Source organism: Streptomyces sp. NPDC087906, from assembly GCF_055584925.1.
In genome coordinates, this window is record NZ_JBVJLC010000004.1 from 598,895 (window position 1) to 623,408 (window position 24,514).

At 69.9% G+C, this 24,514-nt stretch carries 22 protein-coding genes and 1 other RNA gene; 6 read left to right on the forward strand and 17 right to left on the reverse strand.

Annotated elements, in window-relative coordinates; all coding sequences use genetic code 11:
* Positions 1–99: 99 nt before the first annotated feature.
* From ACZ63I_RS16385 to ACZ63I_RS16405, 5 genes are all read right to left on the reverse strand, one after another.
* Positions 100–222 (reverse strand): hypothetical protein, encoded by a 123-nt coding sequence (locus ACZ63I_RS16385; RefSeq protein ID WP_469339150.1) that lies wholly within the window; start codon positions 220–222, stop codon positions 100–102.
* 72 nt (positions 223–294) lie between these two features.
* Entirely contained in the window at positions 295–1,635 is a 1,341-nt protein-coding gene (locus tag ACZ63I_RS16390) for an acyltransferase family protein (protein ID WP_469339151.1), read from the reverse strand.
* Positions 1,632–3,764: a bifunctional polysaccharide deacetylase/glycosyltransferase family 2 protein gene (locus tag ACZ63I_RS16395; protein WP_469339261.1), complete on the reverse strand. Its 2,133-nt coding sequence runs from the start codon at positions 3,762–3,764 to the stop codon at positions 1,632–1,634. The genes ACZ63I_RS16390 and ACZ63I_RS16395 overlap by 4 nt, the downstream gene beginning before the upstream one ends.
* A 66-nt stretch (positions 3,765–3,830) precedes the next feature.
* A complete protein-coding gene (locus ACZ63I_RS16400) occupies positions 3,831–4,547 on the reverse strand; it encodes a hypothetical protein (protein ID WP_469339152.1) in 717 nt (238 codons plus the stop codon).
* Positions 4,548–5,177: 630 nt separating this feature from the next.
* Positions 5,178–5,915: an XRE family transcriptional regulator gene (locus ACZ63I_RS16405; RefSeq protein WP_469339154.1), complete on the reverse strand. Its 738-nt coding sequence runs from the start codon at positions 5,913–5,915 to the stop codon at positions 5,178–5,180.
* A gap of 180 nt (positions 5,916–6,095) precedes the next feature.
* Here ACZ63I_RS16405 and ACZ63I_RS16410 point away from each other — a divergent pair, with 180 nt between their 5' ends.
* The 3 genes from ACZ63I_RS16410 to ACZ63I_RS16420 all read left to right on the forward strand — a co-directional run bounded on the left by ACZ63I_RS16410 (position 6,096) and on the right by ACZ63I_RS16420 (position 7,637).
* Positions 6,096–6,551 carry an ATP-binding protein gene (locus ACZ63I_RS16410; protein WP_469339155.1) on the forward strand — a complete coding sequence of 152 codons (456 nt, stop codon included), beginning with the start codon at positions 6,096–6,098 and terminating at the stop codon, positions 6,549–6,551.
* Between the two features lie 82 nt (positions 6,552–6,633).
* Positions 6,634–7,068, forward strand: a complete 435-nt coding sequence (locus ACZ63I_RS16415) for a GntR family transcriptional regulator (RefSeq protein WP_469339156.1) — start codon at positions 6,634–6,636, stop codon at positions 7,066–7,068.
* A 23-nt stretch (positions 7,069–7,091) separates the two neighbouring features.
* A complete protein-coding gene (locus ACZ63I_RS16420) occupies positions 7,092–7,637 on the forward strand; it encodes an HD domain-containing protein (RefSeq protein ID WP_469339157.1) in 546 nt (181 codons plus the stop codon).
* Here the strand turns inward: ACZ63I_RS16420 and ACZ63I_RS16425 are convergent.
* The 8 genes from ACZ63I_RS16425 to ftsE all read right to left on the reverse strand — a co-directional run bounded on the left by ACZ63I_RS16425 (position 7,630) and on the right by ftsE (position 13,357).
* Entirely contained in the window at positions 7,630–8,094 is a 465-nt protein-coding gene (locus ACZ63I_RS16425) for a hypothetical protein (protein WP_469339159.1), read from the reverse strand. The genes ACZ63I_RS16420 and ACZ63I_RS16425 overlap by 8 nt on opposite strands.
* Positions 8,087–8,563, reverse strand: coding sequence for an NUDIX domain-containing protein (locus ACZ63I_RS16430; RefSeq protein ID WP_469339160.1), 477 nt, complete (start codon positions 8,561–8,563; stop codon positions 8,087–8,089). Before ACZ63I_RS16430 ends, ACZ63I_RS16425 begins: the two co-directional genes overlap by 8 nt.
* Before the next feature lie 8 nt (positions 8,564–8,571).
* On the reverse strand, positions 8,572–9,309 hold the full coding sequence (locus ACZ63I_RS16435; RefSeq protein ID WP_469339161.1) for a DUF5919 domain-containing protein: 738 nt from the start codon (positions 9,307–9,309) through the stop codon (positions 8,572–8,574).
* A 130-nt stretch (positions 9,310–9,439) separates the two neighbouring features.
* Positions 9,440–9,826: a transfer-messenger RNA gene (ssrA, locus tag ACZ63I_RS16440) on the reverse strand.
* Between the two features lie 102 nt (positions 9,827–9,928).
* The gene (gene smpB / locus ACZ63I_RS16445) at positions 9,929–10,408 is read right to left on the reverse strand and encodes an SsrA-binding protein SmpB (protein WP_041989112.1); all 480 of its coding nucleotides are present in this window, start codon (positions 10,406–10,408) and stop codon (positions 9,929–9,931) included.
* 34 nt (positions 10,409–10,442) lie between these two features.
* On the reverse strand, positions 10,443–11,636 hold the full coding sequence (locus ACZ63I_RS16450; RefSeq protein WP_469339163.1) for a S41 family peptidase: 1,194 nt from the start codon (positions 11,634–11,636) through the stop codon (positions 10,443–10,445).
* A gap of 67 nt (positions 11,637–11,703) precedes the next feature.
* A complete protein-coding gene (gene ftsX, locus ACZ63I_RS16455; RefSeq protein WP_469339164.1) occupies positions 11,704–12,624 on the reverse strand; it encodes a permease-like cell division protein FtsX in 921 nt (306 codons plus the stop codon).
* 43 nt (positions 12,625–12,667) lie between these two features.
* Positions 12,668–13,357: a cell division ATP-binding protein FtsE gene (gene ftsE / locus ACZ63I_RS16460; protein ID WP_041996136.1), complete on the reverse strand. Its 690-nt coding sequence runs from the start codon at positions 13,355–13,357 to the stop codon at positions 12,668–12,670.
* A 264-nt stretch (positions 13,358–13,621) separates the two neighbouring features.
* Here ftsE and ACZ63I_RS16465 point away from each other — a divergent pair, with 264 nt between their 5' ends.
* Complete coding sequence (locus tag ACZ63I_RS16465; RefSeq protein ID WP_469339166.1) at positions 13,622–13,819, forward strand: hypothetical protein; 198 nt, start codon at positions 13,622–13,624, stop codon at positions 13,817–13,819.
* A 109-nt stretch (positions 13,820–13,928) separates the two neighbouring features.
* Here the strand turns inward: ACZ63I_RS16465 and ACZ63I_RS16470 are convergent, their stop codons facing one another.
* The 4 genes from ACZ63I_RS16470 to ACZ63I_RS16485 form a co-directional block, all read right to left on the reverse strand.
* Entirely contained in the window at positions 13,929–14,624 is a 696-nt protein-coding gene (locus ACZ63I_RS16470; protein ID WP_469339167.1) for a hypothetical protein, read from the reverse strand.
* Positions 14,625–14,919: 295 nt separating this feature from the next.
* Positions 14,920–16,026, reverse strand: coding sequence for a peptide chain release factor 2 (gene prfB, locus ACZ63I_RS16475; protein ID WP_469339168.1), 1,107 nt, complete (start codon positions 16,024–16,026; stop codon positions 14,920–14,922).
* Positions 16,027–16,166: 140 nt separating this feature from the next.
* Positions 16,167–17,414, reverse strand: a complete 1,248-nt coding sequence (locus ACZ63I_RS16480) for a serine/threonine-protein kinase (RefSeq protein ID WP_469339170.1) — start codon at positions 17,412–17,414, stop codon at positions 16,167–16,169.
* A 147-nt stretch (positions 17,415–17,561) separates the two neighbouring features.
* Complete coding sequence (locus ACZ63I_RS16485) at positions 17,562–19,226, reverse strand: serine/threonine-protein kinase (RefSeq protein WP_469339172.1); 1,665 nt, start codon at positions 19,224–19,226, stop codon at positions 17,562–17,564.
* A gap of 390 nt (positions 19,227–19,616) precedes the next feature.
* Here ACZ63I_RS16485 and ACZ63I_RS16490 point away from each other — a divergent pair, with 390 nt between their 5' ends.
* Positions 19,617–22,913 (forward strand): FtsK/SpoIIIE domain-containing protein, encoded by a 3,297-nt coding sequence (locus tag ACZ63I_RS16490; RefSeq protein ID WP_469339173.1) that lies wholly within the window; start codon positions 19,617–19,619, stop codon positions 22,911–22,913.
* A 209-nt stretch (positions 22,914–23,122) separates the two neighbouring features.
* Complete coding sequence (locus tag ACZ63I_RS16495) at positions 23,123–24,511, forward strand: ABC transporter substrate-binding protein (protein WP_469339174.1); 1,389 nt, start codon at positions 23,123–23,125, stop codon at positions 24,509–24,511.
* Positions 24,512–24,514: the final 3 nt, after the last annotated feature.

Here is a 24,514-nt window from a genome sequence, read left to right on the forward strand (position 1 = left end):
CCGCCCGCGGTACGGATGTTTCGGGTGGGTTACCGCGGACCTGACGGCCGCGGGGCGGGCAGTACGGGGGGCTGTACGGCTGCCCGTACGACGGCTGGCCTACGGCTGCCCGTACGAGAAGCCGAGCAGCCAGCCGAGCAGCCGCCGTACGGCCCGTCGTACGGCCCGTCGTACGGCCCGCCCGCGCCCGTACAGCCCGTCCCGTACACCCGGGCCGGGCATCCGGCCGAACTGCCGCCGTATGGTCCGCCCCGTACGGCCCGCCCGTGCCCGTACAGGGGGGCGGGCCGCCCCTCAGCGTCGGTGCGTGTGCGCGCCTCCGACGGCCGGCTGCGGCGGCTGAGGGGCGGGCGGTTTGCCGCCCCCTGCCGCCCTGCCGGACGTGACTCCGTTCGGCCACAGCCGCGGTCTGCGCTTGGCCGCCAGATCCTCCACCCACCCGATGGCGATGATCATGATCCCCAGCATCGGCCAGATCAGGATCAGCGGCAGTGTGGAGTACGAGGCGTCCAGCACGCCGTTGAACCGGTCCATGCCCGGCACGTTGTAGAGCTGGTCCAGCAGCGGGAACGTCGCCATGATCAGCAGGTTGTGCCAGAGATAGATCGTCACCGCCCGGTTGTTGGCGAGGGTGATCACCGAGTCGTACGAGGCCAGCCTGCCCGGGAGTTTCTGCCAGGACGGTGCGTACTGGAGCAGGATGGCGACGAACCCGAGCGACCAGATCGCCTGCACCAGCGGCATCTCGTCGAAGTTCCACCCCTCGTCGCCCAGATGCCCCTGCGCCCACCAGAGGGCGAAGGCCATCGCGAAGGCGGCGAGCGAGACCGTGATGTAGCGCGGGACCTTCTTGAACAGGCCGTCGTTGTGGGCGAAGCCGAGCACCCAGCAGCTTCCGTAGACCCCGAAGTCCGTGAGCGCCAGCCCTGTTTCGCCGGGGATGTTCACCACGCCCGTGGTGATCACGGCCGTGAGGGCGATCGGGAAGGCCAGCGCCGCCCACGGCACCTTGCGGAAGGCCCACAGCAGCAGCGGGGACGCCAGCACGAACCAGAGATAGGCCCTGATGTACCAGAGCGGTCCCGCCGCTTGGTCCGCCCAGCTCGAATCCAGCCAGCTCATCGGGGACCCGGCGGGGTCCGGATACGGCGGAGCGCCCAGCGGGAAGATCCAGTTGGCGAGCTTGATCAGCCCCCAGATGCCCTCGTCCCTGGCCGGCTTGAAGCCGGCGGCGAAGAGCAGCGGCACGATCAGCAGGCCGAACGCCCACATCGGCGGCAGCAGCCTGCGCAGCCTGCCCCGGATGACGCTCCACGAGGTGCGCTGCGAGAGCGACCTGGCCATCAGCGAGCCGGCCAGCGCGAACATCACGCCCATGGAGGGGAAGAGGATCGTCAGCCAGGCCCAGCCGAAGATGTGGAAGACGACGACACGCACCAGCGCGACGGCCCGCAGCAGATCCAGATAGCGGTCGCGGCCCGCCGCCTTGGGCGCCTCGCCCCCGGCGGCCACGGGTGGCCGCTCAAGCGTCGGGTCGGGGCCCCTGGGCCCCGCCTTGTGCCGCGCGTGCGGCACGGGCCCCGGCGCGGCCACGCCGCCTGCCTCGTAGCCGCCTGCTTCGTAGGGGGTGGTCATCCCACCGGCCTCCTGTCAGCCCCCGCGCTGTGACCGCGCTGGGTGGGGATCGAACCGGGGGCCTGGACGGCGCCGGTACGGCGGAGCTTCTGCCAGCGCAGCCGGCCGCCGGTGAGCGCGGTGATCCAGGACTGCACCAGCACGACGTACATCAACTGCCGGTACAGGACCTGCTGGAGCGGCAGCGAGATCAGATGCACCATGCGTTCCTTGTCGAGCCGGAACGCGTACGCGGCGCAGACCGCCTGGAACGCCAGGACGCCGAGCCAGGCGATGATCGTCTTCTCCGTGGGCCCGAAGATCAGGCCGTAGATCAGGAAGAGGTCGATCAGCGGTGCGAGCAGCGGTGCCACGATCATGAACAGCGCGATCAGCGGAAGGCCGATCCGGCCGAAGCGTCCCGAAGGCCCCCGCTCGATGAAGGAGCGGCGGTGCTTCCAGATCGCCTGCATCGTGCCGTAACTCCAGCGGTACCGCTGGGACCAGAGCTGCTGTACGGACTCCGGTGCCTCCGTCCAGGCACGCGCCTTCTCCGCGTAGACGACACGCCAGCCGTCGCGGTGCATGGCGATGGTGATGTCGGTGTCCTCGGCGAGAGTGTCCTCGCTCATCCCGCCCACCCGGTCCAGCGCGGTGCGCCGGAAGGCGCCGATCGCGCCGGGGATGGTGGGCATGATCTGCAGCAGGTCGTACATGCGGCGGTCGAGGTTGAAGCCCATCACGTACTCGATGTGCTGCCAGGCCCCGATGAGCGAGTTGCGGTTGCCGACCTTGGCGTTGCCCGCGACGGCGCCGACGCGCGGGTCGCCGAAGGGCTGCACCAGCTCGCGCACGGTGGCCGGTTCGAAGACGGTGTCGCCGTCCATCATCACGACCAGGTCGTAACTCGCGTGCGCGATGCCATTGTTGAGCGCGGCCGGCTTGCCCGCGTTCTCCTGGCGTACGACGTGTACGTTCGGCAGCCACATCGCCTCGACGATGTCGGCCGTACCGTCCGTCGAACCGTCGTCGATGACGATGACCTCGATCGGATGGTCGCTCTGCATCAGCGAGTTGACCGTCTTGGCTATGCACTCCCGCTCGTTGTACGCGGGGACGAGGACCGAGACGGGTTCGGTGATACGGGCACCCCAGCGGAACCTGCGGCGGCGCACCTTGCGCGAGTGCGCGAAGGACAGCACCAGCATCAGCCCGAACCGCAGGATGACCAGGAAGCCGACCACCGAGAGCCCGATGATCAGCACGTCGGTGCCCCGGTCGGCGAAGCTGACGGCGCCGATGAACGCGCGGCCCTTCCACTTGTCGATGCCGGCGACCGGCGTGTGGGCGCTGGGCGCGCCGAGCGCCTGGGTCACCGTGTCGAAGGAGTAGCCGTCCTTCTGCATCTGCGGCAGGAACGTGTCGAGCGCCTTGACGGTCTCGGACCTGTCACCGCCGGAGTCGTGCATCAGGACGACGGCGCCGTCGCCGTGCTTCGGTGTCGCGTTCTCGATGATCTTCGAGACACCGGGGCGCTGCCAGTCCTCGCTGTCGGTGCTGTCGAGCACCGTGATGTAGCCGAGGGTGCCGATGTACCGCGTCACCGGCCAGGACTTGTCATCCATGGCGTCGGCGAACGAGGAGTACGGCGGCCGGAAGAGCGAGGAGCGAATCCCGGCGGCCCCGGCGAGCGCCAACTGCGTCTGCGAAAGCTCCCACTTGATCCGGGACGCGGACTGGTAGGAGAGGTCGGGATGGTCGAAGGTGTGCACCCCGACCTCGTGCCCCTCGGCCACCATGCGCCTGACCAGCTCGGGGTGTTGCGAGGTCATGGTGCCCGTGACGAAGAAGGTCGCGTGCGCGCCGTACTTCTTCAGCACGTCGAGGACCTGGGGCGACCAGGTCGGGTCCGGGCCGTCGTCGAAGGTGAGGACAAGTTTGTGCTTCGGTATGTTCAGCGACTTGGGCTTGGCCGTCTTGTCGCGCGAGTCGATGACGGGGCCGCCCTCGAGGATGCTGTCGGGCACCTGGCTGACGGGCGCCGGGGGCCGTACCCGGTAGTCCGGGATGATCTCGTTGTGCACGTAGCCGCGTAGCAGCATCATCGCCACCATGCCGACGAGCAGAAAGGTCGGGAGCAGGTACCGCATGGGCAGCCTGCGTCTCCTGGCGGGCCCGCCGCTGCGCTTGCGGGTCCGCGTGCCGGTTGCAGTCATCTACTGAGCGCCTTCCGCGGCCATGGCCTGGGTGTCGCCGGCCGGCGGGCCCGCGGGTTCGGTGGGCTCCGTGGTCTCGACCGGCGTGGTCGGCGGGTCCACGGGCGGCGTCTCGACCGGCGGGGTCTCGACGGGTGTGTCGCCGGGCGTACCGGGACCGCCCGTTTCCACCGGCGGCGGGACGGAATTACCGGGAGCGGGCTTCCCGGGAACCCCGGGCGCCTGCTTCGGCGGGGTGGCGGAACCCGAGACGCCGGGGGCGGGAGCCCCCGTGGCGCCGGCCGTACCGCTGGCCGAGGCCCCCGGGATCGGGGAGCCGTTGGAGTCCGTCGGCACCGGCAGCGAAGGTCCGCCCGGCAGTACGCCGTTGGCCGCGCTGCCCGAAGGAGCGGGCTTCTCGACCTTGACGGAGTCCGACTTCTTGTCGACCTTGACCCCGGGTATGTTCAGCCAGGGCGCGCTCGAATTGCCGCCCATCAGCGCGACGACCAGCGTCACCGCGTAGCAGGCGCACACCGCGGCCAGGATCCAGCCGGCCCGGCGGAACTTCTTGCTCCGCCGGCCCGAGGCGTCGACAAAAACGGGCCCGTCGGAGCTTTCCCGATCTACTTCTTCCGCAGAACCTGATTTCTGCGCATGCTTCGGGCCCGAAGGCAGCTCGGAGAGCTGACGCCCCAGGCCGTCGAGTTCGACCGTGACATCACTCGGCTCATGCATATGCCCCGTGCGGGCATTCTCTCGCCAATTTTCCACAGGTGTGTGCACATCCCCCACTTAATGTCCCATGGGTGCGTGCACGGCTGACCGGAAATGCCGACGATCAGGCCCCCACCTGACCGACCGCCCCCTACCCCACTGCACCCGGACCACGAATGTAGCGCACGCCAGTGACACCAGTAGTTCCGCTTGACAGGTTGCTGTGCATCAATGCTGTGACAAGGATGCGTGCAACCATCCGGGGCCGACTTCTTACTGACAAGTATTTATCTCAACTGCGGCCACGGTGACAGGAATTGGTTTCTTCGGACCACTTCTGTCCCTTCCGTTCACCGTGGCAGAGGTCACCGGCTATTCGACCGGCCGTCGATCATTGTTCACGGCGTTACCCGACGTCACAGCGGTACGACGGCACCCACGACGCCCCAGGGCCCACCCAACGAGGTGGACCACTCCCGGCAGCCCTGCCGCACCCGCAGCGGGAGTTGCGGATGATCCCGCCCTCACACGGGTAGAGCGGGCACCGCGCCGCACACAGCTCGTCCACCTTGGCAAAACCCGAGCCCAAGTAAAGCCCGGAAATTCCGATAGGAATTCCAGGTTCGGCGCGCTGACTGGACACTCCCCCGATCAGCTTGAGCACTTTACGGCCCGAGCCCCGGACCATACGCGTTCGAAGCTTTCCGCATAGGTCGCGGCAAGCATGCCGTCCGCAGTGGGGCGGGCATGCAGGACAGGTGCGTTTGCCGCAGGCTGGCCATAGATATGGGGAGTGACAAGCAAGTCGTCGTCCGCACGATAAATAGAGTTGTACAACGCGGCTCGGTGCAGGCGGAGTTCGACGCCGGCCAGAGCGGTAACCGGTCGGAGCAGGACGAGTGCCTTGCGGATGCGAGCGGCCCTGGCGTCGCCGGTTATCCCGTCCTCACCGTATTCGGCCACATCGGTACTGCCGGGGTCACCGAGCAGTATGCGGACCTTGACTCCCTCACCCGCTTTGCCGGCGAGGGTGTGAGTGATCCCGAGGTCTTCGACAAGGAACAGTGCGCTGTGGGCGAGGACGCCGATCTCGCGTTCGGCGTACGCGAAGTGTCTGAGCCACGTCTCACGCGGCACGGCCCAGCGGTGGGGGTGGATCGTACGGATCTCGCCACCAAGAGGGACTCTGGGCCGCGGGCGTCCGGCGGTGGGCCACAGTTCGTGCTCACCGCGGCCGACCAGGGCGGCGAGCGCGACGCGGTTGCGCGAGTAGGGGAGGCGCCCCGCACACCACTGCTCCACGGTCTTGGGATCGACCAGGAGTCGCGCCGCGACATCGGCATAGTCGAGGCCGGCGGACATCAGGGCACGACGGAGCACGTCGTTCACGCTGTCCCCCTTGTTCAGGATGCGAACGACCCCAGCGTAGCCAAGAAATCCCTAGACGTCCCTCAAGACGCGGTGTCCGCGACTCGGCATCGAGCCGACCCTCATGGCACAGGTTCAATTCCGCGAAGGAGCAGCGATCTTGATGGATTCCAACTGTTGCCCGAACAGGTGGACGGGGTCATGGCGATGACCGCCGAAGGGCCGACCACGGTCCGCGAAGAACGTCCGTCCGTTGTCATGAGAATGTGGCCGCGCAGTCCCCGATCAGTAAGCAAGGCACGGAAGTTCGTCGCCGAACACCTTGACGCATGGGGACTACCGCAGCTTACGGAGACAGCCGAGTTGATCGTCTCCGAGTTGGTCACGAACGCTGTCAATCACGCGCACCCACCCACCGGGCGATTGATCGCAACGCAGTTTCAACGGCTGCGAACCGGTGTACGGATCGAAGTCCACGACGCCAACGACAGCAAGCCGGAGCTTCGAGAAGCGTCCATGGACGCCGAATCCGGGCGCGGTTTGGCTTTGGTGGACGCGCTCACCAATGGGCAATGGGGAGTGAGTGACCGGAACGGGCCCGGGAAAATGGTCTGGGCGATGTGCACCGACAACAGCTCGCCTGAGAACTCTCAGTGATCATCCGCAATGCGCCATGGTCGGGCGACTGTCCGACGAGAAGAGGACGGTACGAGTGGACTCGCGGGCAACACCGTGGGGCGTGTACAAGACCATCGCAGACGCCTTGCGCCGCCGCATCACCGAGGGAGAGTGCCCACCGGGTACCCGACTCCCCAGTGAGGCCGAACTCAGCTCGGAGTACGGAGTCGCGCGCAGCACGGTGCGGAGGGCGCTCGCCGATCTTGAGAGCGAGGGCTTGCTCGTCACCATGCCCGGACGCGGACGCCTCGCCTCGGCTCCGGACAGTCGTCAGTCACCGCTCCCAGCCCCGGCCCCGGCGTTCCGCCGGATAGCGACGGACCTGCGCGCCACGATCGAGCGTGGTGAGCTGCGACAAGGCGACGTGCTTCCCAGCGAGGCCGCTCTGACGAGGGAGTACGGCGTCTCTCGCTGGACCGCCCGGCAGGCCCTCGTCGTGTTGGAGGGTGCGGGACTGATCGAGACGCGTCAGGGCAGGGGGCGCTTCGTGAAGTGAGCCGGCGCCGGTAGCCTCGACGCGTGAAGTCCGTTCCATGGTGGCAACAACTCGCCGAGCACCTGCTCGCAGAGCCGCTTCCGCGCCGCTGGGCGCATACTCAGGGAGTCGGCCGTAAGGCCGAGGCCGTTGCGCACGTCGTTGACGACGCGGCTGATCTGCTGATCGCTTCCGCGTGGCTGCACGACATTGGCTACGCTCCCAAGCTTGCCGCGACAGGTTTTCATCCGCTCGACGGAGCCCGCTTCCTCCGTGACACCGAGCACGCCGACCCCCGCGTGTGCGCGCTGGTCGCCTACCATTCCTGCGCCCATATCGAGGCCCGCAACCGCAGCCTCGGCGCGGAGCTCGCCGCAGAGTTCGAACCTGTCGATGGGCTGCTCGCCGACGCGCTGATCTATTGCGACATGACCACAACCCCGGACGGCGAGCCGGTCAACGTCGAAAAGCGGCTGGCCGAGATCCGTTCGCGCTACGGCCCCACAGATGTCGTCACCGAATCCATCACCGAGGCGACCCCGCACATCGTGGATGCGGCACGGCGCGTCGAGACCCTCCTCGTCAGATGACCGAGCGCCGCGACCGGACGAGCTTCCCCTGCTCGTCGCGGTTCCAGTGGCAACCGGCGCTGTCGAGAAACTCGATCTCCACCGGCTCCGGCTCGACGTACGAGCGCAGCCATTCGCTCGGTGCGGGACGGCGTACGGTCTGGCCGGGCGGGACGAGGCCGATGAACTCGGTACCGGACTCTTCGCCGGCCGGCGCGGGCAGCGGGAGGTCGACCTCGTATATGGGCATGTCACTCGCGTTGTGGACGTGCAGCGCCAGATCTCGGGTGCCGTCGTCGCGGCGGTACGCCTCGACCCACGCGCTGACTCGCGCCGCCTGAGCACGGCGGGCTTCCTCGTCGCGCTCTGCCTCGCGGCGGTGTTCACGCCGGAGAAGAACGAATCCCGTGCCGAAGGCACCGACCGTGCCGATGGAGGAGAAGACGTCGGCCGCCGTCTGGAGCCAGTCGTCACCCAAGCTGGGGAAGCCCCTCGCCTTGCACGTACGCCTCGACGCGCCGACGCATCGAGCGGTCCATCTGCAAATCGGCCACCTCGTGGCGCGGCACCCACACCACTTCGCGAGACTCGTCACTCGGGGTCGGATCGCCGCTGAGGTACTGCGCGGTGAAGACGATGGAGAATTCCTGCCGCACCTCGTCATTACTGGTGTAGTGGATGACGTGCCGCGGATCGGTGTAGATTCCGACCAGTCCATCGATCTGGCAGTGGATGCCGGTTTCTTCGAGGGTTTCGCGCACTGCGGTCTGCGTGATGGATTCTCCGAAATCCATGGCGCCTCCGGGCACCGCCCAGTTTCCGTTGTCGCTACGGCGGATCATGAGAATACGTCCCGCGTCGTCGGTCACGACGACATTCGCCGATGGGACGATGCTGTTGGCCGTAGGCGCGCTCGGATCGTCGAAGTAGTCGAATCGCGTGGGCATTTCCCTCGTCACTCCATTTCCTGGGCTCGACCCCAGACCTGCTCGAAACTCTCCAGGTAGTTGGTGACCATGCTGCCCCCGGCGACCTTGCGCAGATGGACCACCGGGGCCTGCGCCGCGGGGAAGCCGTAGATGTGGGTGTTGACGAGCAGTTGATCGTCCGCCCGGTAGATCGAGTTGTACAGGATCGTGTCGTGCAGCCGGAAGTCGATGCCCTCGACGTTCCGTAACCGCCTGTACATCACGAGAGCGTTTCTGATCTTCGCTGCCATGGCGTCATCAAGGCCCTCGTCCGTGCCTCGCTGGGCCACGGCCCCGCTGTTGGGGTCACCGAGCAGTATCCGCACGCGTACGCCCGTATCGGCCTTGGCGCGTAAGACCCGGTGGATACCGGAGTCCTCGGACAGGAAAAGGCCGCTGAAGACCAGGACACCGATCTCGCGCTCCGCCGTCTCGAACATGCGCCGCCACAGGTCGGACGGCACTGACCAGCGGTGCGGGTAGACGGTGATGATCTCGCTCTCGGACGCTCCCGCGACCTGATCAGGCGTCAGCGCGTCCGGCCACAGATAGGTCTCGTCCAGGCCGAGCTGCGCTGCGACGGCGTACCGATGCCGCCGGTAAGGCGTACGGCCGGTCGTGACCCAACGCTCGACGGTCTTGGCATCCACGTCGATCGTGGTCGCCAACTCGTCCAGGGTGAGCCCGCGTTCGAGTAACGCGGCACGGAGGCGCTCATTCTGCATGCATCGACCTCAAGACGTCACGAGACGATCCAACGATAAGCGGGACGTCTCGCACACGTCCAGCCATGCAGGAGACACGACTGAGGCCCCGCTGCCTGTTGGGCAGCGGGGCCTCGGCCTCACATGGGGTTTGTGGAGATGGCGGGAATCGAACCCGCGTCCAACGGTGCGGAATCAGGACTTCTCCGAGCGCAGTCCGCTTCGCTTTTCTCGGCCCCGGAGATCACGCGGACAAGTCTCCGACGGGCTCAGTCACTGTTTGATTTCCCTGCACGTCCCGTGACCGGGCCTACAGGTTTAGTCCCCTAGCTGATGCCAGGATCCGGGTCGGGAACACTCCCGGGCTGACACTCCGCGGAGTCTTCGCTAGCTGCTAATTAGGCAGCAAGTGCGAAGGCGGAGGAATCGCGCTTAGAATTGGCGATTGTTTTTTGCGACATATGGTTAACGAGATCATTGCCGCTTTCTCGGCTCGCTTCCCCTGCTTCGACATCCGCTGTCGAAACCGATCATCCCCATGTTTTGTTTTCAACTCGCGCACCCGCTACGAGGTGCACGACCCATCGTACGTGATCAACAGGGCCGGGGGCCACCGTATTCCCACTACGGGCGCGCGGCGTCAGGCCTGCTGCTTGCGCTTGACCGCCGAGACCGCCCGGTCCGTCTCGCGCCGGTCCTGGCGCTCCCGCAGCGTCTGGCGCTTGTCGTACTCCTTCTTGCCCTTGGCCAGCGCGATCTCGACCTTGGCCCGGCCGTCCTTGAAGTACAGGGCGAGGGGCACGATCGTGTGACCCGATTCCTGCGACTTGGACTCCAGCTTGTCGATCTCGGCCCGGTGCATCAGGAGCTTCCGCTTGCGCCGGGCGGTGTGGTTCGTCCACGTGCCCTGGCTGTACTCCGGAACGTGGACATGGTGGAGCCATGCCTCATGTCCGTCAATCTGGACGAACCCGTCCGTCAACGACGCCCGCCCCTGACGCAGCGACTTCACTTCCGTGCCCGTGAGCACGAGACCGCACTCGTAGGTGTCGAGAATCAGGTAGTCGTGCCGCGCCTTCTTGTTCTGGGCGATGATTTTGCGCCCTTTTTCCTTTGCCATAGTCCTGCCATTTTCTCACTACGGCGCAAGTTCTTTACGCCGTGCCGCCGAGGCCGCTCAGGACGGTCTGCGCCTGCTGGCTGGCATGGTCGCTCGCCGCGAGGTCCGGGGTGATTCCCGTGCCGTCGACCGTATGCCCGGCGGGGGTCCGGTAATGGCCGACGGTCAGCTCGGCGACCGAGCCGTCCGGCAGCGTGCTCGGCATCTGGACCGAGCCCTTGCCGAAGGTACGCGAGCCGACCGTGATGGACCTTCCCCGGTCCTGGAGGGCGCCGGTGACCAGCTCGGCCGCGCTCATCGTGCCGCTGTCGACCAGCACCACCACGGGCCGGCCGGTGTCCCCGCCCGGGTCCGCGTACAGCGCGCGCTGCGCGCCCTTCACGTCGTACGTGGCGACGAGGCCGCCGTCGAGGAAGGCCGAAGCGGCCTTGACCGCCTCCGAGACCAGTCCGCCGCCGTTGCCCCGCAGGTCGAGCAGTATCCCCGCGCCGCGCGGCGCGGCCCGTACGGCGTCGCGCACCTGCTCGCCCGAGCCCTTCGTGAACGCGTCGACCTTGATCAGCCGAGCCCCGCCGGTCAGCTTGCCGACCGTGACGGACTCGGTCGACAGCCGGGCGCGGTGCAGCGTACGGGTCCAGCGGTGTCCGGCGCGCTCAAGACCGAGGACGACGGGGGTGCCGGCGCCGGCGCTCTCGCCCGTACCGCGCTCCGCCTGCGCGTCGCCGCGCAGCAGCGCCATGACGTCCGTGACGGGCCGCCCGGCCACCTCGGCGCCGTCGATGTCCCTGACCGTGTCGCCCGGCCTGATACCGGCTCCCGCCGCGGGGCCGCCGGGATGCACCCGGGTGACCTCCATCAGCCCCCCGGCCGTACGCCGGGCGCTGAGGCCGACTCCGGTGTACTCGCCGTCGAGGGCCTGCTCGAACTCCTCGTACTCCCCCTTGTCGTACACGGCGCCCCAGCGGTCCCCGCTGCGGCTGACGACCTCCTCGGCCGCTTCCGTGCCCGACTTGCCGTCCGCCATCGCCTTGGCCGCGGCCGCGGCGACCTCGCCGCTGTCGACCGTCGAGGCGACGGCGCGCGTCGGGATGACGGGCGGCGCGGACTCGGCGTGCGGCAGGGAGTTGGTCGCCGCCGCGGTGACGAGCGCGCTCGCGAACACCAATGTCAGGACCGCCCCGCGGCGGACTCCGCGGGGCCCGAAATGGGGTGACTCCGATCCGGACATGGCGTTGAGTCTAGGACAACGCAGGGCGACGGACCGGAGCTTGGCGACACCACGCCAGGGGCGCTTGTCACACCCTGAGGTACTTGCGCAGAGCGACGAGAGCCGCAACGGCCGGCATCAGCAGACCGATCGCGAGCACCAGCGGCAGCTTCGAGAACACCGCGTCCCAGCCGATGAACCTGACCAGCTCCATCTTGTGGGACAGGTCGAGACCGCTGTCGATCAGGAAGTACCGCCCCAGCATGAGCATTCCGCACGCGACCACGCCGCCGATCAGCCCGGCGAACGCGGCCTCCATGATGAACGGCGTCTGGATGTAGAAGCTGGAGGCGCCGACGAGCCGCATGATGCCGGTCTCGCGCCGTCTGCTGAACGCCGATACGCGCACGGTGTTGACGATCAGCATCAGCGCGATCACCAGCATCAGCGCCATGACGCAGAGCGCGGCGATGTTCATGCCGTTCATCAGCGAGAAGAGGTTCTGCAGGATGTCGCGCTGGTCCTGGACGGACTGCACGCCGTCCCGGCCGGCGAAGGCGGTCGCCACCACCTTGTACTTCTCGGGGTCCTTGAGCTTGACGCGGAAGGACTCCTCCATCTGGTCCGGGGTGATCGTGCTGGCGAAGGCCGTGTCGCCGTACTGCTCGCGGTAGTGCTTGTACGCCTCGTCGGAGTCCTCGTGGTGGACGGACTCGACGATGTTGCTCATCTTGTTCAGATCGGCCTGGATCTGGGCCTTCTGCTCGCCTGTGACCGCGCCCTTGGTGCACGCGGGATCGCTCGCCGCATCGCCCTTGTTGCACAGGAAGATGGAGACGTTGACCTTGTCGTACCAGTAGTCCTTCATCGTGCTGACCTGCTCGCGCATGAGCAGCGCGCCGCCGAACAGGGCGAGCGAGAGGGCTACGGAGATGACGACTGCGAAGGTCATCGTGAGGTTACGGCGGAGACCTACACCGATCTCCGACAGGACGAACTGGGCGCGCATGGCGTCCTTTCAGCTTTGGACGGTCAGTGCTCGACGGGCAGCGTCAGTGCTGGTAGCCGTAGACGCCGCGTACCTGGTCGCGCACGAGCCGGCCGCCTTCGAGCTCGATCACACGCTTGCGCATCTGGTCGACGATGTTCTGGTCGTGGGTGGCCATCACGACGGTCGTGCCGGTGCGGTTGATCCGGTCCAGCAGCTTCATGATGCCGACGGAGGTCTGCGGGTCCAGGTTGCCGGTGGGCTCGTCAGCGATCAGCAGCATGGGGCGGTTGACGAAGGCCCGCGCGATGGCGACGCGCTGCTGCTCACCACCGGACAGCTCACCGGGCATCCGGTCTTCCTTGCCGCCGAGGCCGACCAGGTCGAGGACCTGGGGCACCGCCTTGCGGGTCTCCCCGCGCGGCTTGCCGATGACCTCCTGCGCGAACGCCACGTTCTCCGCGACGGTCTTGTTGGGCAGCAGCCGGAAGTCCTGGAAGACGGTGCCGAGCTGGCGGCGCATCTGCGGCACCTTCCAGTTGGACAGCCGCGCGAGGTCCTTGCCGAGCACATGGACCATGCCGTGACTCGTGCGCTCCTCGCGCAGGACGAGTCTGAGGAAGGTCGACTTGCCGGAACCGGACGAACCGACCAGGAAGACGAACTCCCCCTTCTCGATCTCAAGGGAGACATCGCGCAACGCGGGACGGTTCTGCTTCGGGTAAGTCTTGGAGACGTTGTCGAATCGGATCACGAGATGCACCACGGTCGGCCGGGAGTAGGTGAGCGTGACCTTACGCGACCCGGACTGGCCCGCGCAGTCCGCGACCGGAGTTGGGCGGATTATCACGAATGTGGGGCGCCCGCCACCCATGGCGGACCGTACGGAATCGGGTCGGCCGCGCCGAATCCGGCGGGAACTGGCACAGTGGTGAGGGGAACGGTCGCGTTTCCCGGAGCGTTGTGCGGAGAAGGAACACTGTCTGCGGCTGACGCCGCGCGGTGAGGAGGAAAGCGCATGACCTACGACAGATTGGTGTGCGCCAACTGCGCGGGGCCCGTCAGTGAGGGCCGCTGCCGCGTTTGCCGTGCCAGCAGGGAGCGGCTGCAGCAGGAAGGCGGCCCTTTCAGCAACCTGAGCCCGGTGGCGCTGCTGAGCATGCTGCTGCTCCTGCTGGCCGCCGTGGCACTGGTGGCGACGCACCAGACCGCCTGAGCACCGGCTGATTTCCTGAGCACCGCCTGAGATTTCGCAGAAGGGCCCGGACGCCTCGCGTCCGGGCCCTTCTGTCAGCTCTACCGCTCGCTGTGAGTTACGTCTCCACTCAGGCGGCCGTGCCGCCACCGCGGGTCAGGCGGGGCAGGAAGCGGAAGCCGACGCCGCCGGCGATCATCGCCGCGGCGCCGATGAGCAGGAACGAGGTCTCGCCTCCACCGGTCTCGGCCAGCTCGTCCTTGGCCGCACCCTGCTGCACGGGCTTGGAGCCCACGGAGTCGGTGTCGGTGTTGTCCGCGCACTCCACGCCGTCCAGCGAGACGGTGCAGGTGCCCGGGTCGGCGCTGCTGCCGCCGCCACCGGTGCCGGCGCCCTGGGTGGGCGAGGTGCTGGGGTGGGACGGCTTGGTGGGCTCGTCGGTCGGGGAGCCGGTGGGAGGCTCCTCGGTCGGCGGTTCCTCGGTGGGAGGCTCCTCGGTCGGGGGCTCCTCCGTGGGAGGCTCCTCCGTCGGCGGCTCCTCGGTGGGAGGCTCCTCGGTCGGCGGCTCCTCCGTCGGGGGCTCCTCCGTGGGAGGCTCCTCGGTCGGCGGGCCGGTCGGGATCGTGGTGGGCGGGTCGGTCGGGTCGTCGTCCGCCAGCGCGCCACCGGCGCCGAGCTGTACGGTCGTGGCGCCCACCTTGGCGGAGGCGCCGAGGTCGACGAGACCGGCGGCCGAGGCCGCGCCCGCCGCTGTCAGCGAAGCACCCGCGGCGATCACTGCGCCGGCCGCAATGCGCGCCACGCGGATCCGCGTCTTCTTGGTCATCTGCCTGGTACCCCCAGTAGCTTCATTCGTCATGGGTGCAGCGTCCGGGGCTGCGGCCGCTGGGGGTGTCTGCACTGGTCTCCCCCGCCCGCACGCGCCCCAGGAATACGCATGCCACGCGCCAGCTTTCCCAGATTTCATATACACGTCAAGGCGGTTGCGCGTGCGATGACCCGAATCGCGCCGGTTGTCCGGCAGGCCCTGATCTAACTGTGACACAAAGAGGAACTGCCGCTTCCTGAGCGGCAGTTCCCTTGTCGACTTAGCGGCTGACCGGTGCCGGTCGGCGTGGAGATCAGCGGTCGTGCTGCTTGCGCCAGCGAATTCCGGCTTCGAGGAAGCCGTCGATCTCACCGTCAAGTACCGCCTGCGGGTTACCCACTTCGAAGTCCGTGCGCAGGTCCTTGACCATCTGGTACGGGTGCAGGACATACGAACGCATCTGGTTTCCCCAGGAGTTGCCGCCGTCGCCCTTGAGGGCGTCCATCTCGGCCTGCTCCTCCTGGCGGCGCCTTTCGAGCAGCTTCGCCTGGAGGACGTTCATCGCGCTCGCCTTGTTCTGGATCTGCGAGCGCTCGTTCTGGCAGGAGACGACGATGCCGGTCGGGATGTGGGTGATCCGCACCGCCGAGTCGGTGGTGTTGACGCCCTGCCCGCCGGGGCCCGACGCGCGGTAGACGTCCACGCGCAGTTCGGACTCGTCGACCTCGACATGGTCGCTCGACTCGACGACGGGCAGCACCTCGACGCCGGCGAAGGAGGTCTGCCTGCGGCCCTGGTTGTCGAACGGCGAGATACGCACCAGCCGGTGGGTGCCCTGCTCGACGGAGAGCGTGCCGTACGCGTACGGCGCCTTGACCACGAACGTGGTCGACTTGATGCCGGCCTCTTCGGCGAACGACGTCTCGTAGACCTCGGTGCCGTAGTTGTGCCGCTCGGCCCAGCGCAGATACATCCGCTGCAACTGCTCGGCGAAGTCGGCGGCGTCGACACCGCCCGCCTCGGCGCGGATGTTGACCAGCGCCTCGCGCTCGTCGTACTGGCCGGAGAGAAGGGTGCGGACCTCCATCTCGTCCAGCGCCTTGCGCACCGACTCCAGCTCGGACTCGGCCTCGGCGCGCGCGTCGGCGTCGTGCTCGGAGTCGGCCAGCTCGAAGAGGATCTCCAGGTCGTCGATGCGCCCGCGCAGCGTCTCCGTCTTGCGGACCTCGGCCTGCAGATGGGACAGCTTGCTGGTGATCTTCTGCGCCGCCTCGGGGTCGTCCCACAGGGAGGGAACGGCCGCCTGCTCCTCGAGCACGGCGATCTCGGCCCGCAACCGGTCCAGGTCAAGGACGGCCTCGATCGACCCCATGGTCGAGGAGAGGGACTTCAGCTCTTCGGATACATCGACGACTGCCACGGGTCCAGCGTAACGGCTGAGCGGAAGAACCCCTCCCCCGCTGCCCCACCGCAGTCCCCCGGCCGGCAAGACGGCCCGTACAACGGCCGTACGACGGGCCGTACGACAGGCCGTACGACAGGCCGGACCACGCGGCCGTCCTACGGCGCCGGCGAGGTCGTCTGCTTGGAGTCCTGCGGGCTTCCGCCGCCGTCGTCGCTCGTCGCCAGCCAGCCGCCCACGCCGAGCGCCGCGACCACCAAGACGGCGGCGACGCCGAGGGTGATCCGGCGCTTGCGCACCGCGCCCGCCTTGTGCCGGGCCGAGCCGGGTCTGCGCTGGCTGCTGCTGCGCGGCGCGCGGGCCGTACCGCGCGCACCGCCCGCCAGCTCGTCGGGGCCCGGCACGCGCATGCTCGTGTGGGTGTCCCGGTTGGAGTCCGGAGCGGCGCCGGGCACCAGCGGTACGGCGCCCCGGCGGCGCGGTTCGCCGCTCTCGGCGGAGCCTGCGGTGCCGGGACGCGGTTCCTCGTGCGGCTGCTCGGTGGGCTCGGCGTCGGGCTCGTCCACGTCCAGCGGCGGGATGCCGGCGAGCAGCGGCAGCAGTTCGCGCAGCCGGGCGGCGAGTTCCGAGGCGCGCAGCCGGGAGGCCGGGGCCTTGGCCAGGCACTGGACGAGGAGCTGCCACAGCTCCTCGGGGATGCCGGGCAGCGGTACGACGGACTCCGTCACATGGCGGCGCAGTACGGCGCCGGGGTGGCCGCCGCCGAAGGGCGTGAACCCGGCGAGGAGTTCGTACAGGACGGTGGCCAGGGCGTAGATGTCGACGGCGGCGCGCGGCGGCAGGCCCTCGACGATCTCGGGCGCCAGATAGTCGGGGGTGCCGATGATCCGGGACGCCTTGGTGCGCCGGGGGGTGTCGATGAGCTTGGCGACACCGAAGTCGGTGAGCAGCGCGGGGTGCGCGCCGCCGGGTCCCAACGGGCCTTCCATGTCGAGCAGGATGTTCTCCGGCTTGACGTCGCGGTGGACGATCCCGGCCGCGTGGGCGGCGGCGAGGCCGTCCGCCACGTCGGCGACGATCGCGACGGCTGCCTCGGGCGCCAGTCTGCGTTCCCGGTCGAGGCGGGTGCGCAGGTCGGTGCCGCGTACGAGTTCCATGACGAGCGCGAGGTCGTTGCCGTCCACGACGAGGTCGCGTACGGCGACCACCCGGGGGTGGTCGAGGCCCAGCAGGGCGGTGCGCTCCTGGACGAAGCGGCCGACCAGCTCCTGGTCGGACGCGAGATCCTCGCGCAGCAGCTTGATGGCGACGGCGCCCTCGGGCCCCTCGCCCAGCCACACCGTGCCGGCGCTGCCGCGTCCAAGGATCTGGTGTGCGGTGTACCGGCTGCCGATATTCCGTGCCAAGACTGCTCCCTCAGCGGCTGGCTTTGCCATCAAAGTACGCGTGTATCGGGGTGTTCCGTGCCCACGACGGCGCCAACCTTCACTTCTGCGGGCGAATTGCCCCCGCAGAAGTCGACATAGCTACAGCGTCAGTTCATCGCTGCGGCGTCAGTTCGTCCCGCTGGTTCCGCCCGTGCCGCCCGTACCGCCGAGCTCCGAGATCCAGCCCGACACCTTCGAGATGCCGTCGCCGATCGCCTGCCAGTAGCCCTCGCCCTGGTCGACCCAGTCCTGGAGGGGGGTCAGCTCCCAGACGAGCCAGCCGGCGACCACGATCAGCACGATCACGACCAGGCAGCCCTTGAGGCAGCCGAGACCGGGGATCTTCATCGGGTTGGCGCTGCGCTGCCGGGGCTCGCGCGGCTCGCGCGGCGGGCGGGGAGCCGGCTGCTGGGGCCGCTGCTGCTGCGGCGCGTACTGCTGTTGCTGCGGGGGCGGCGCGTACCGCTGCTGCTGGGGCTGCGCCTGCGGCGCGTACTGCTGCTGCGGCGGGTACGGCTGCTGGCGCTGCGGCGGTCGCTGCTGCTGCCGTCCCCGGCCGCCCTGGCCCTGCCCCTGCCCCTGGCCCTGCGGCGGCTGCTGGCGGTGCGGGCGGTGGCGCAGCGGGTCCTGGCTCGGGTCGAGGTACTGGACCTGCGTCTGCTCGTTGCGGTCGCGTGCGGCCTGGAGCTGGCTCTGCCAGGGGTGCGGGCCCTCGGGCTCTGCGGGCACCGGCGGCATCCCCGGCGGGTTGCCGGGGGGCGCCCCTGCCCCGGTGGACGGCAGGACGCTGGTGGCGCCGTTGGGGTCGTACGAACCGGCGTTGCTCGGCAGGACCTGCGTCGGGTCGGCGGCGCCCGGCATCTCGGGCACCGTCGCGGGTGACGGGTCGGGCGCGAGCAGCGCCGCGACGCCGAGGGCGGCGTCGATCTGGGCCGGGGTGGAGTGCACCCCGATGCCGGCGGCGACGGTGCGCAGGGCCGTGGCGAGGTTGGTGGCGCTGGGCCGCTGGTCGGGGTCCTTGCGCAGGCAGCGCTCGATGACGGTCCACAGCGGTTCGGGCACGGTGCTGGGGCGGCGCGGCTCCTCGCTGAGATGGCGGTGGAGCACTTCGAGCGCGGTCGCGCCGGAGAACGGCGGGCGTCCGGTGACCAGTTCGTAGAGCAGGATGCCGGCGCCGTAGATGTCGACGGCCGAGGTCTGCGGGCGGCCTTCGGCCGATTCGGGCGCGACGTAGGCGGGTGTGCCGACGAATTCGTGGGTCCGGGTCAGGCCCGGGGAGTCGGCGAGGCGCGCGATGCCGAAGTCGGTCAGCATCGGGTGCATCTGCTCGCCGTCTATTTTGAGCAGCACGTTGGCGGGTTTGAGGTCGCGGTGCACGACGCCCTGCGCGTGGCTCGCGCCGAGCGCGTCGGCGATCTGCGCGGTGAGCAGGGACGCGGCGACCGGGCTGAAGGGGCCGCTGTCCCTGAGGTAGCGGTGCAGGTCGGGGCCGTCGACGAGGTCCATGACCAGGGCGAGCAGATCGCCCTCCACGACCAGGTCGCGGGTGCGCACGATGTTGGGGTGGGTGAGCCGCAGCAGGACGGAGCGCTCGCGCAGGAAGCGCATCACCACGTCCGCGTCGTTCGCCAGCTCCTCCTTGAGGACCTTGATCGCGACGGTTTCGCCGGGCTGTCCCGCGACGGCCGCCTCGGCGCCCGCGGTCTCCCGCTGGCTTGCCCGCCAGACGGTGCCGGTGGCGCCGCGTCCGAGCGGTTCCTCCAACAGGTACTTGCTGCCTACCGGCCGCACGTCATGCACTCCCTGCTGATCGTGATCGCTCCATGGTCCCCGTCGTCCAGGGTGTCCGGCCCACTTTAGTGCCGCCGAACGTGTCGTTCGTAGGTCGGAAAGACGCCGACACCGCTCGAATGGTTGCCGAACGGCAGTTCCGAGGGTGACAGGGATGATCCCAAGCAGGCACTTTTGCACCCACAGCCGACCAATCAAGATCACTTAATTGTGGCCCCCGGGCGTGTTGTCAGTGGCAGGTGCGAGGATGCCCCCAGCACGTGACGGGTGGAGTCGGGGATCACACCGGACGTGCCGACCTGTACCGGACGACGCGTCCGTGCGTGGTGGGGGGAATCACAGGGCAGTTCCCCTGCCGCGCACCCCGCGCAGAAGGGACCGCTGACGGCGATGCAGATCCGGCTGACCGTCCTCGCGCCGCGCAGCGGCCACGCTGTCGGGCAGGTGTGTGACGTGCTCGTCACCGCCCCCGCAGGTACGGCGCTCGCCGCCGTCGCGTCCGCGCTCGCCACCGCGGTCTCGGGTCCTGACGCGTCGAATTCGGTCATTCTCTACGCGGGCCGCGAGCGGCTCGACGGGCAGCGCTGCGCCTTGGGCGAGCCGCCGCTGATCGACGGGGCCGTGCTCTCGCTCCAGGTCCCGGGCGACGACGACATCCCGACCGGGTCCGCGCCCGCCCAGCTCCATGTGGTGGCGGGGCCCGACGCGGGCGGGGTCCATCTGCTGCACGGCGGGCAGATCAGGATCGGCCGCTCGGCCGACGCCGACGTCCCGCTGGACGACCCGGACGTGTCCCGGCTGCACTGCGCGGTGACGGTCGCCGACGACGGCACGATCTCGGTCGCCGACCTCGGCTCCACGAACGGCACGGCGCTGGACGGTGTCGAGGTGGGCCGGCTGCCGGTCCCGCTGCCGCCCGGCGCGCTGCTGCGGCTCGGCGAGTCCGCGCTGCGGCTCACCAGGGGCGAGCGCGCGGTCGCGCTGCCGACCACCCCCGACGGCGAGGGGCATCTGCGCGTCGCGCGGCCCGCTGCCGACGAGAAGGCCCGGCAGGGCCGCCCGCCGTACGGGTCCGAGGCGGCCCAGGGCGTCGCACCGGCGCCGGGCGGCCATGGCGGCGGGCGTACGGTCCCGGCGTTCAACCCCGGATCCCCGACCGAGACCCACGGCGGCGGCGCCGACTTCTCGGCGGCCACCAGGGACGCCGCCGCCAGAGAAGCGGCGGCCAGAGACGCGGCGGCCAGGGACACGTCGGGCTGGGACACCGGCAGCAGGGACACCGGGCCGCACACCGGGCAGTACGGCAGCGCGCCGGGCTCCCCCCGGGCGCCCGAGCCGCGCATCCCGGACCCGCGGGCGGGCGACGGCACCCCGGCGCACGGCAGAGCGGCGGCGGCCGACCCGGCGGATCCCGCCGACGGCGCGCAGTCGCACAGCAGGGACCCGGGCTCGCGCCGGCAGGGCACGCCCACGCGCGGCACGGAGCTGTCGGAAGCGGCGGCCAGGCGGCGCGGCGGTCTGGGCGCCTGGGCGCGGCGGCTGGCCGGCGGCCGTGACGACGTACCGGAAGCGGTGCCGGGCCCCCGGCGGCCCGCCCCCGAAGGTCCGGTGCGCCGGGCGGAGCTGTGGCCGGATCCGGCCGAGATCCTGCTGACGGCGCTCGGCCCCGGGCCCCGGCTCTGGGAGCGCGACAGCCGGCACCCGGAGGCGCTCGTCGTCCGGCTCGGCACGGCCGACGGGCGGGAGCAGGGCACGGCGGCCGCCGCGCCGGTGACGGCCGGGCTGCGCACGGCGGGGTCGCTCGGTCTCGCCGGGCCGAGGGAGCGGCTGACCGGCCTCGCGCGGTCGGTGGTGGCCCAGCTCGCCGCGCTGCACTCGCCGTCGGATCTGGAGATCGTCCTCATCAGCACGGACCGGGTCAGGAGCGTGGAGCAGCATCGCGCTGAGTGGGGCTGGCTCGGCTGGCTGCCGCATCTGCGGCCCGCCCACGGCCAGGACTGCCGGCTGCTGCTGGCCTACGACCGGGACCAGGCCGCCGCCAGGACGGCCGAGCTGTCCCGGCGTCTCGACGACGGACCGCTGGGCCCCGGCTGGGCATCGGCGCCGCCCGCTGCGGTGGCCGAGGCTGCCGCCGCGTACAGCGGACCCCGTACGGTCCTGGTCGTCGACGGCGATCCCGGCTCCGCCGCGCTGCGCGAGGCGACGGCCCGGCTGGCCGGCGCCGGTTCGGCCGTCGGCATCCATCTGGTCTGTCTCGCCGAGACCCCCGCGGCCTCGTCCCTCTTCCCGATCTCGGCCGCCTACGAGGCGGCGTGCGCCGCCTCGCTGCCCTTCCGCGAGTGCGGGACGGTCGCGCTGCTGAGCGGCGATGTGGCGACGGCGCTGCGGCTGCTGCGTACGGCCGCCGTGGGCCGTGGCGGCGGCGAGGGGACGGTCGCTGTGGTGGACGCGGTGTCGCCGGCCTGGGCCGAGCGCTTCGGCCGCGCGCTGGCCCCGCTGCGGACGACCGCGGGGCCGCACGACCGGAGTCCGGCCGCCGCGCTGCCCCCATCCGCCCGGTTGCTGGACGAGTTGGGGCTCGCGAGGGCCACCCCGGCGTCGTTGATGGCGCGTTGGGCCTCGGCCGCCGACAGTACGGGCGACTGCACGGCGGTGCTGGGCGCCGGGCCGCGCGGCCCGGTGAGCGTGGATCTGACCGTGGAGGGCCCGCACTTGCTGATCGAGGGCCCGGCGGGCAGCGGCCGTACGGAACTGCTGCGCTCGGTCGCCGCCTCGCTGGCGGCGGCCGGGCGGCCGGACCGGCTCGGTCTGCTGCTGGTGGACGGTGCGGGCGGCCAGCGCGGCGGGGAAGGGCTCGGGGTCTGTACCGAACTCCCCCATGTCACCGAGCATCTGATCGCCTCCGACCCGCTGCGGATGCGGGAGTTCGCGCAGGCGCTCGGCGCCGAACTGAAGCGCAGGGCCGAGCTGTTGGGCCATCTCGACTTCGCCGAGTGGCACACAGGCCGTGCGGTCTCCGACCGGATGATCGGGCAGCGCCCGCCGAGCGATCAGCGCGGGGATGTCGAGACGCCCGGCTCGGGCAGCACGATGCGGCTCAGGACGACCTCGGGCCGTACGGCGCCCGCGCAGTCCGGCGCTTCGGGCGCGGCCACCCCGCTGCCCCGGCTCGTGGTCCTGGTGGACGATTTCGACGCGCTGGTGGCGCCCGCGCTCGGCAGCCCCGGCCGGCCGGCCGCCGGTTCCGTCGTACGGGCCCTTGAGGCGGTCGCCAGGGACGGTGAGCGGCTCGGGGTGCATCTGGTGGCGGCTTCCGCTTCCCCGGACCGGACGAGCGACACGGACCTCGCGCAGCGCACCCGGCTGCGGGCCGTGCTGGACGCGCCGCCCACCGCTCCAGGGCCTGACGACCCGGCGCCCGGCCGGGGCAGGCTCGGCTATCCGGACGGCCGGGTGGTCCCGTTCCAGGGCGGCCGGGTCACCGGCCGGATTCCCCGTACGGCCACCCTGCGGCCCACGGTGCTGCCGCTGGAGTGGGAGCGCATGGGCGATCCACCGACCCGCCGCCCGGTCCGGGAGCTGGGCAACGGGCCGACCGATCTCGCCCTGCTCGCCAGCGCGTTGGAGCGGGCCGCCCGCTCGGTCGACGCGGTGCCGGTCGCACCGCTGACCCCGGCCCATCCGTGAAGATCGCCGGGTAAGGCTGTCGTCCACCGCAGTATTCGCGGTCGAACGGCGCGTCGAGCCACGTCACGAGCCCATTACGATCATCGAGTTGACCGCGGGCACAGTATTGCGGCCCCTGGGTACCCGGCGTAGGACTGTCGGCACGGACCGACGGCAACGCCGGTTCCGCATGCGTAGATTCGTACGCGCACGGGAGAGACGGGGAAGTAATGCGCACAACTCGCAAGACAAGCAGGGCTCTTGGCACCCGCAGAGCGGCAGTGGCACTGGTGGCCGCAGGCGCCGTGGCGCTGACGGGGTGCGGTGGCTCGGACGACGACGGTGGCGGCGGCAAGGACTCGGGCGCCGGCGCGAGCAAGGAGCCGTCGGCCGCGGGCGTCCAGTTGCCGAAACTGGACGGCGTGAAGCTGGAGATCGCCGCGGTCTGGACAGGGCCCGAGCAGGCGAACTTCACCAAGGTCCTCAAGGAGTTCCAGAGCAGGACGGGCGCGACGGTCACCTTCGTGCCCGCGCAGGACCCGATCGTGAACTTCCTCGGTACGAAGATCGCCGGCGGCAGCCCGCCCGATCTGGCGATGCTCCCGCAGGTCGGGGCGATCCAGCAGGCCGTGGAGAAGAAGTGGGTCAAGCCCGCGGGCCCCGAGGCCAAGGCGGAGCTGGCGAAGAACTACAGCAAGGGCTGGCAGGACCTCGGCGCCGTGGACGGCACGCAGTACGGCGTGTACTTCAAGGCCGCCAACAAGTCGCTCGTCTGGTACAACGACGCGGCCTTCCAGAACGCGGGCGCCACGGTCCCGAAGACCTGGAAGGAGTTCCTCTCGACGGCCGAGACGATCTCGGCCTCCGGTGTCACCCCGGTCTCGGTGGCGGGCGCCGACGGCTGGACCCTGACGGACTGGTTCGAGAACGTCTATCTCTCCCAGGCGGGGCCCGAGAAGTACGACCAGCTCGCCCAGCACAAGATCAAGTGGACCGACCCCTCGGTCAAGGACGCGCTGACGACGCTCGGCCAGCTCTTCGGCAAGCCGAGTCTGATCTCCGGCGGCGCCGACGGCGCGCTGCAGACGGAGTTCCCCGCCTCGGTCACCCAGACCTTCACCGGTGGTGACACGCCGAAGGCGGCCATGGTCGCCGCCGCCGACTTCGCCGGGGCGAATGTCGCGGAGACCGACGCCAAGGTCGGTACGGACGCGAAGATCTTCCCGTTCCCCGCGGCCGGCACCACGCCGCCCGTGGTCACCGGCGGCGACGCGGCCGTGATCCTGAAGGACTCCAAGGGCGCGCAGGCGCTGCTGACCTTCCTCGCCTCGACCGACGCGGCGAAGATCTGGGCCGAGGCCGGCGGTTTCGTGTCGCCGAACAAGGCGCTGGACGGCGCCGCCTACCCGAACGACGTCCAGCGGGGCATCGCGAAGGCGCTCATCGACGCGGGTGACGACTTCCGCTTCGACATGTCCGACCAGATGCCGCAGTCGTTCGGCGGTACGCCCGGCAAGGGCGAGTGGAAGGACCTGCAGGACTTCCTGAAGAACCCGAAGGACGTCGCGGGGACCCAGCAGCAGTTGGAGTCCGACGCGGCCAAGGCGTTCAAGAGCTGACGG

Coding starts and splice junctions, on each gene's coding strand:
- ACZ63I_RS16385 (WP_469339150.1), bottom strand. CDS start 222: ATGCCCGGCCCGGGTGTACGGGACGGGCTGTACGGGCGCGGGCGGGCC.
- ACZ63I_RS16390 (WP_469339151.1), bottom strand. CDS start 1,635: ATGACCACCCCCTACGAAGCAGGCGGCTACGAGGCAGGCGGCGTGGCC.
- ACZ63I_RS16395 (WP_469339261.1), bottom strand. CDS start 3,764: ATGCGGTACCTGCTCCCGACCTTTCTGCTCGTCGGCATGGTGGCGATG.
- ACZ63I_RS16400 (WP_469339152.1), bottom strand. CDS start 4,547: ATGCATGAGCCGAGTGATGTCACGGTCGAACTCGACGGCCTGGGGCGT.
- ACZ63I_RS16410 (WP_469339155.1), top strand. CDS start 6,096: ATGGCGATGACCGCCGAAGGGCCGACCACGGTCCGCGAAGAACGTCCG.
- ACZ63I_RS16430 (WP_469339160.1), bottom strand. CDS start 8,563: ATGCCCACGCGATTCGACTACTTCGACGATCCGAGCGCGCCTACGGCC.
- ACZ63I_RS16435 (WP_469339161.1), bottom strand. CDS start 9,309: ATGCAGAATGAGCGCCTCCGTGCCGCGTTACTCGAACGCGGGCTCACC.
- smpB (WP_041989112.1), bottom strand. CDS start 10,408: ATGGCAAAGGAAAAAGGGCGCAAAATCATCGCCCAGAACAAGAAGGCG.
- ACZ63I_RS16450 (WP_469339163.1), bottom strand. CDS start 11,636: ATGTCCGGATCGGAGTCACCCCATTTCGGGCCCCGCGGAGTCCGCCGC.
- ftsX (WP_469339164.1), bottom strand. CDS start 12,624: ATGCGCGCCCAGTTCGTCCTGTCGGAGATCGGTGTAGGTCTCCGCCGT.
- ACZ63I_RS16465 (WP_469339166.1), top strand. CDS start 13,622: ATGACCTACGACAGATTGGTGTGCGCCAACTGCGCGGGGCCCGTCAGT.
- ACZ63I_RS16470 (WP_469339167.1), bottom strand. CDS start 14,624: ATGACCAAGAAGACGCGGATCCGCGTGGCGCGCATTGCGGCCGGCGCA.
- ACZ63I_RS16490 (WP_469339173.1), top strand. CDS start 19,617: ATGCAGATCCGGCTGACCGTCCTCGCGCCGCGCAGCGGCCACGCTGTC.
- ACZ63I_RS16495 (WP_469339174.1), top strand. CDS start 23,123: ATGCGCACAACTCGCAAGACAAGCAGGGCTCTTGGCACCCGCAGAGCG.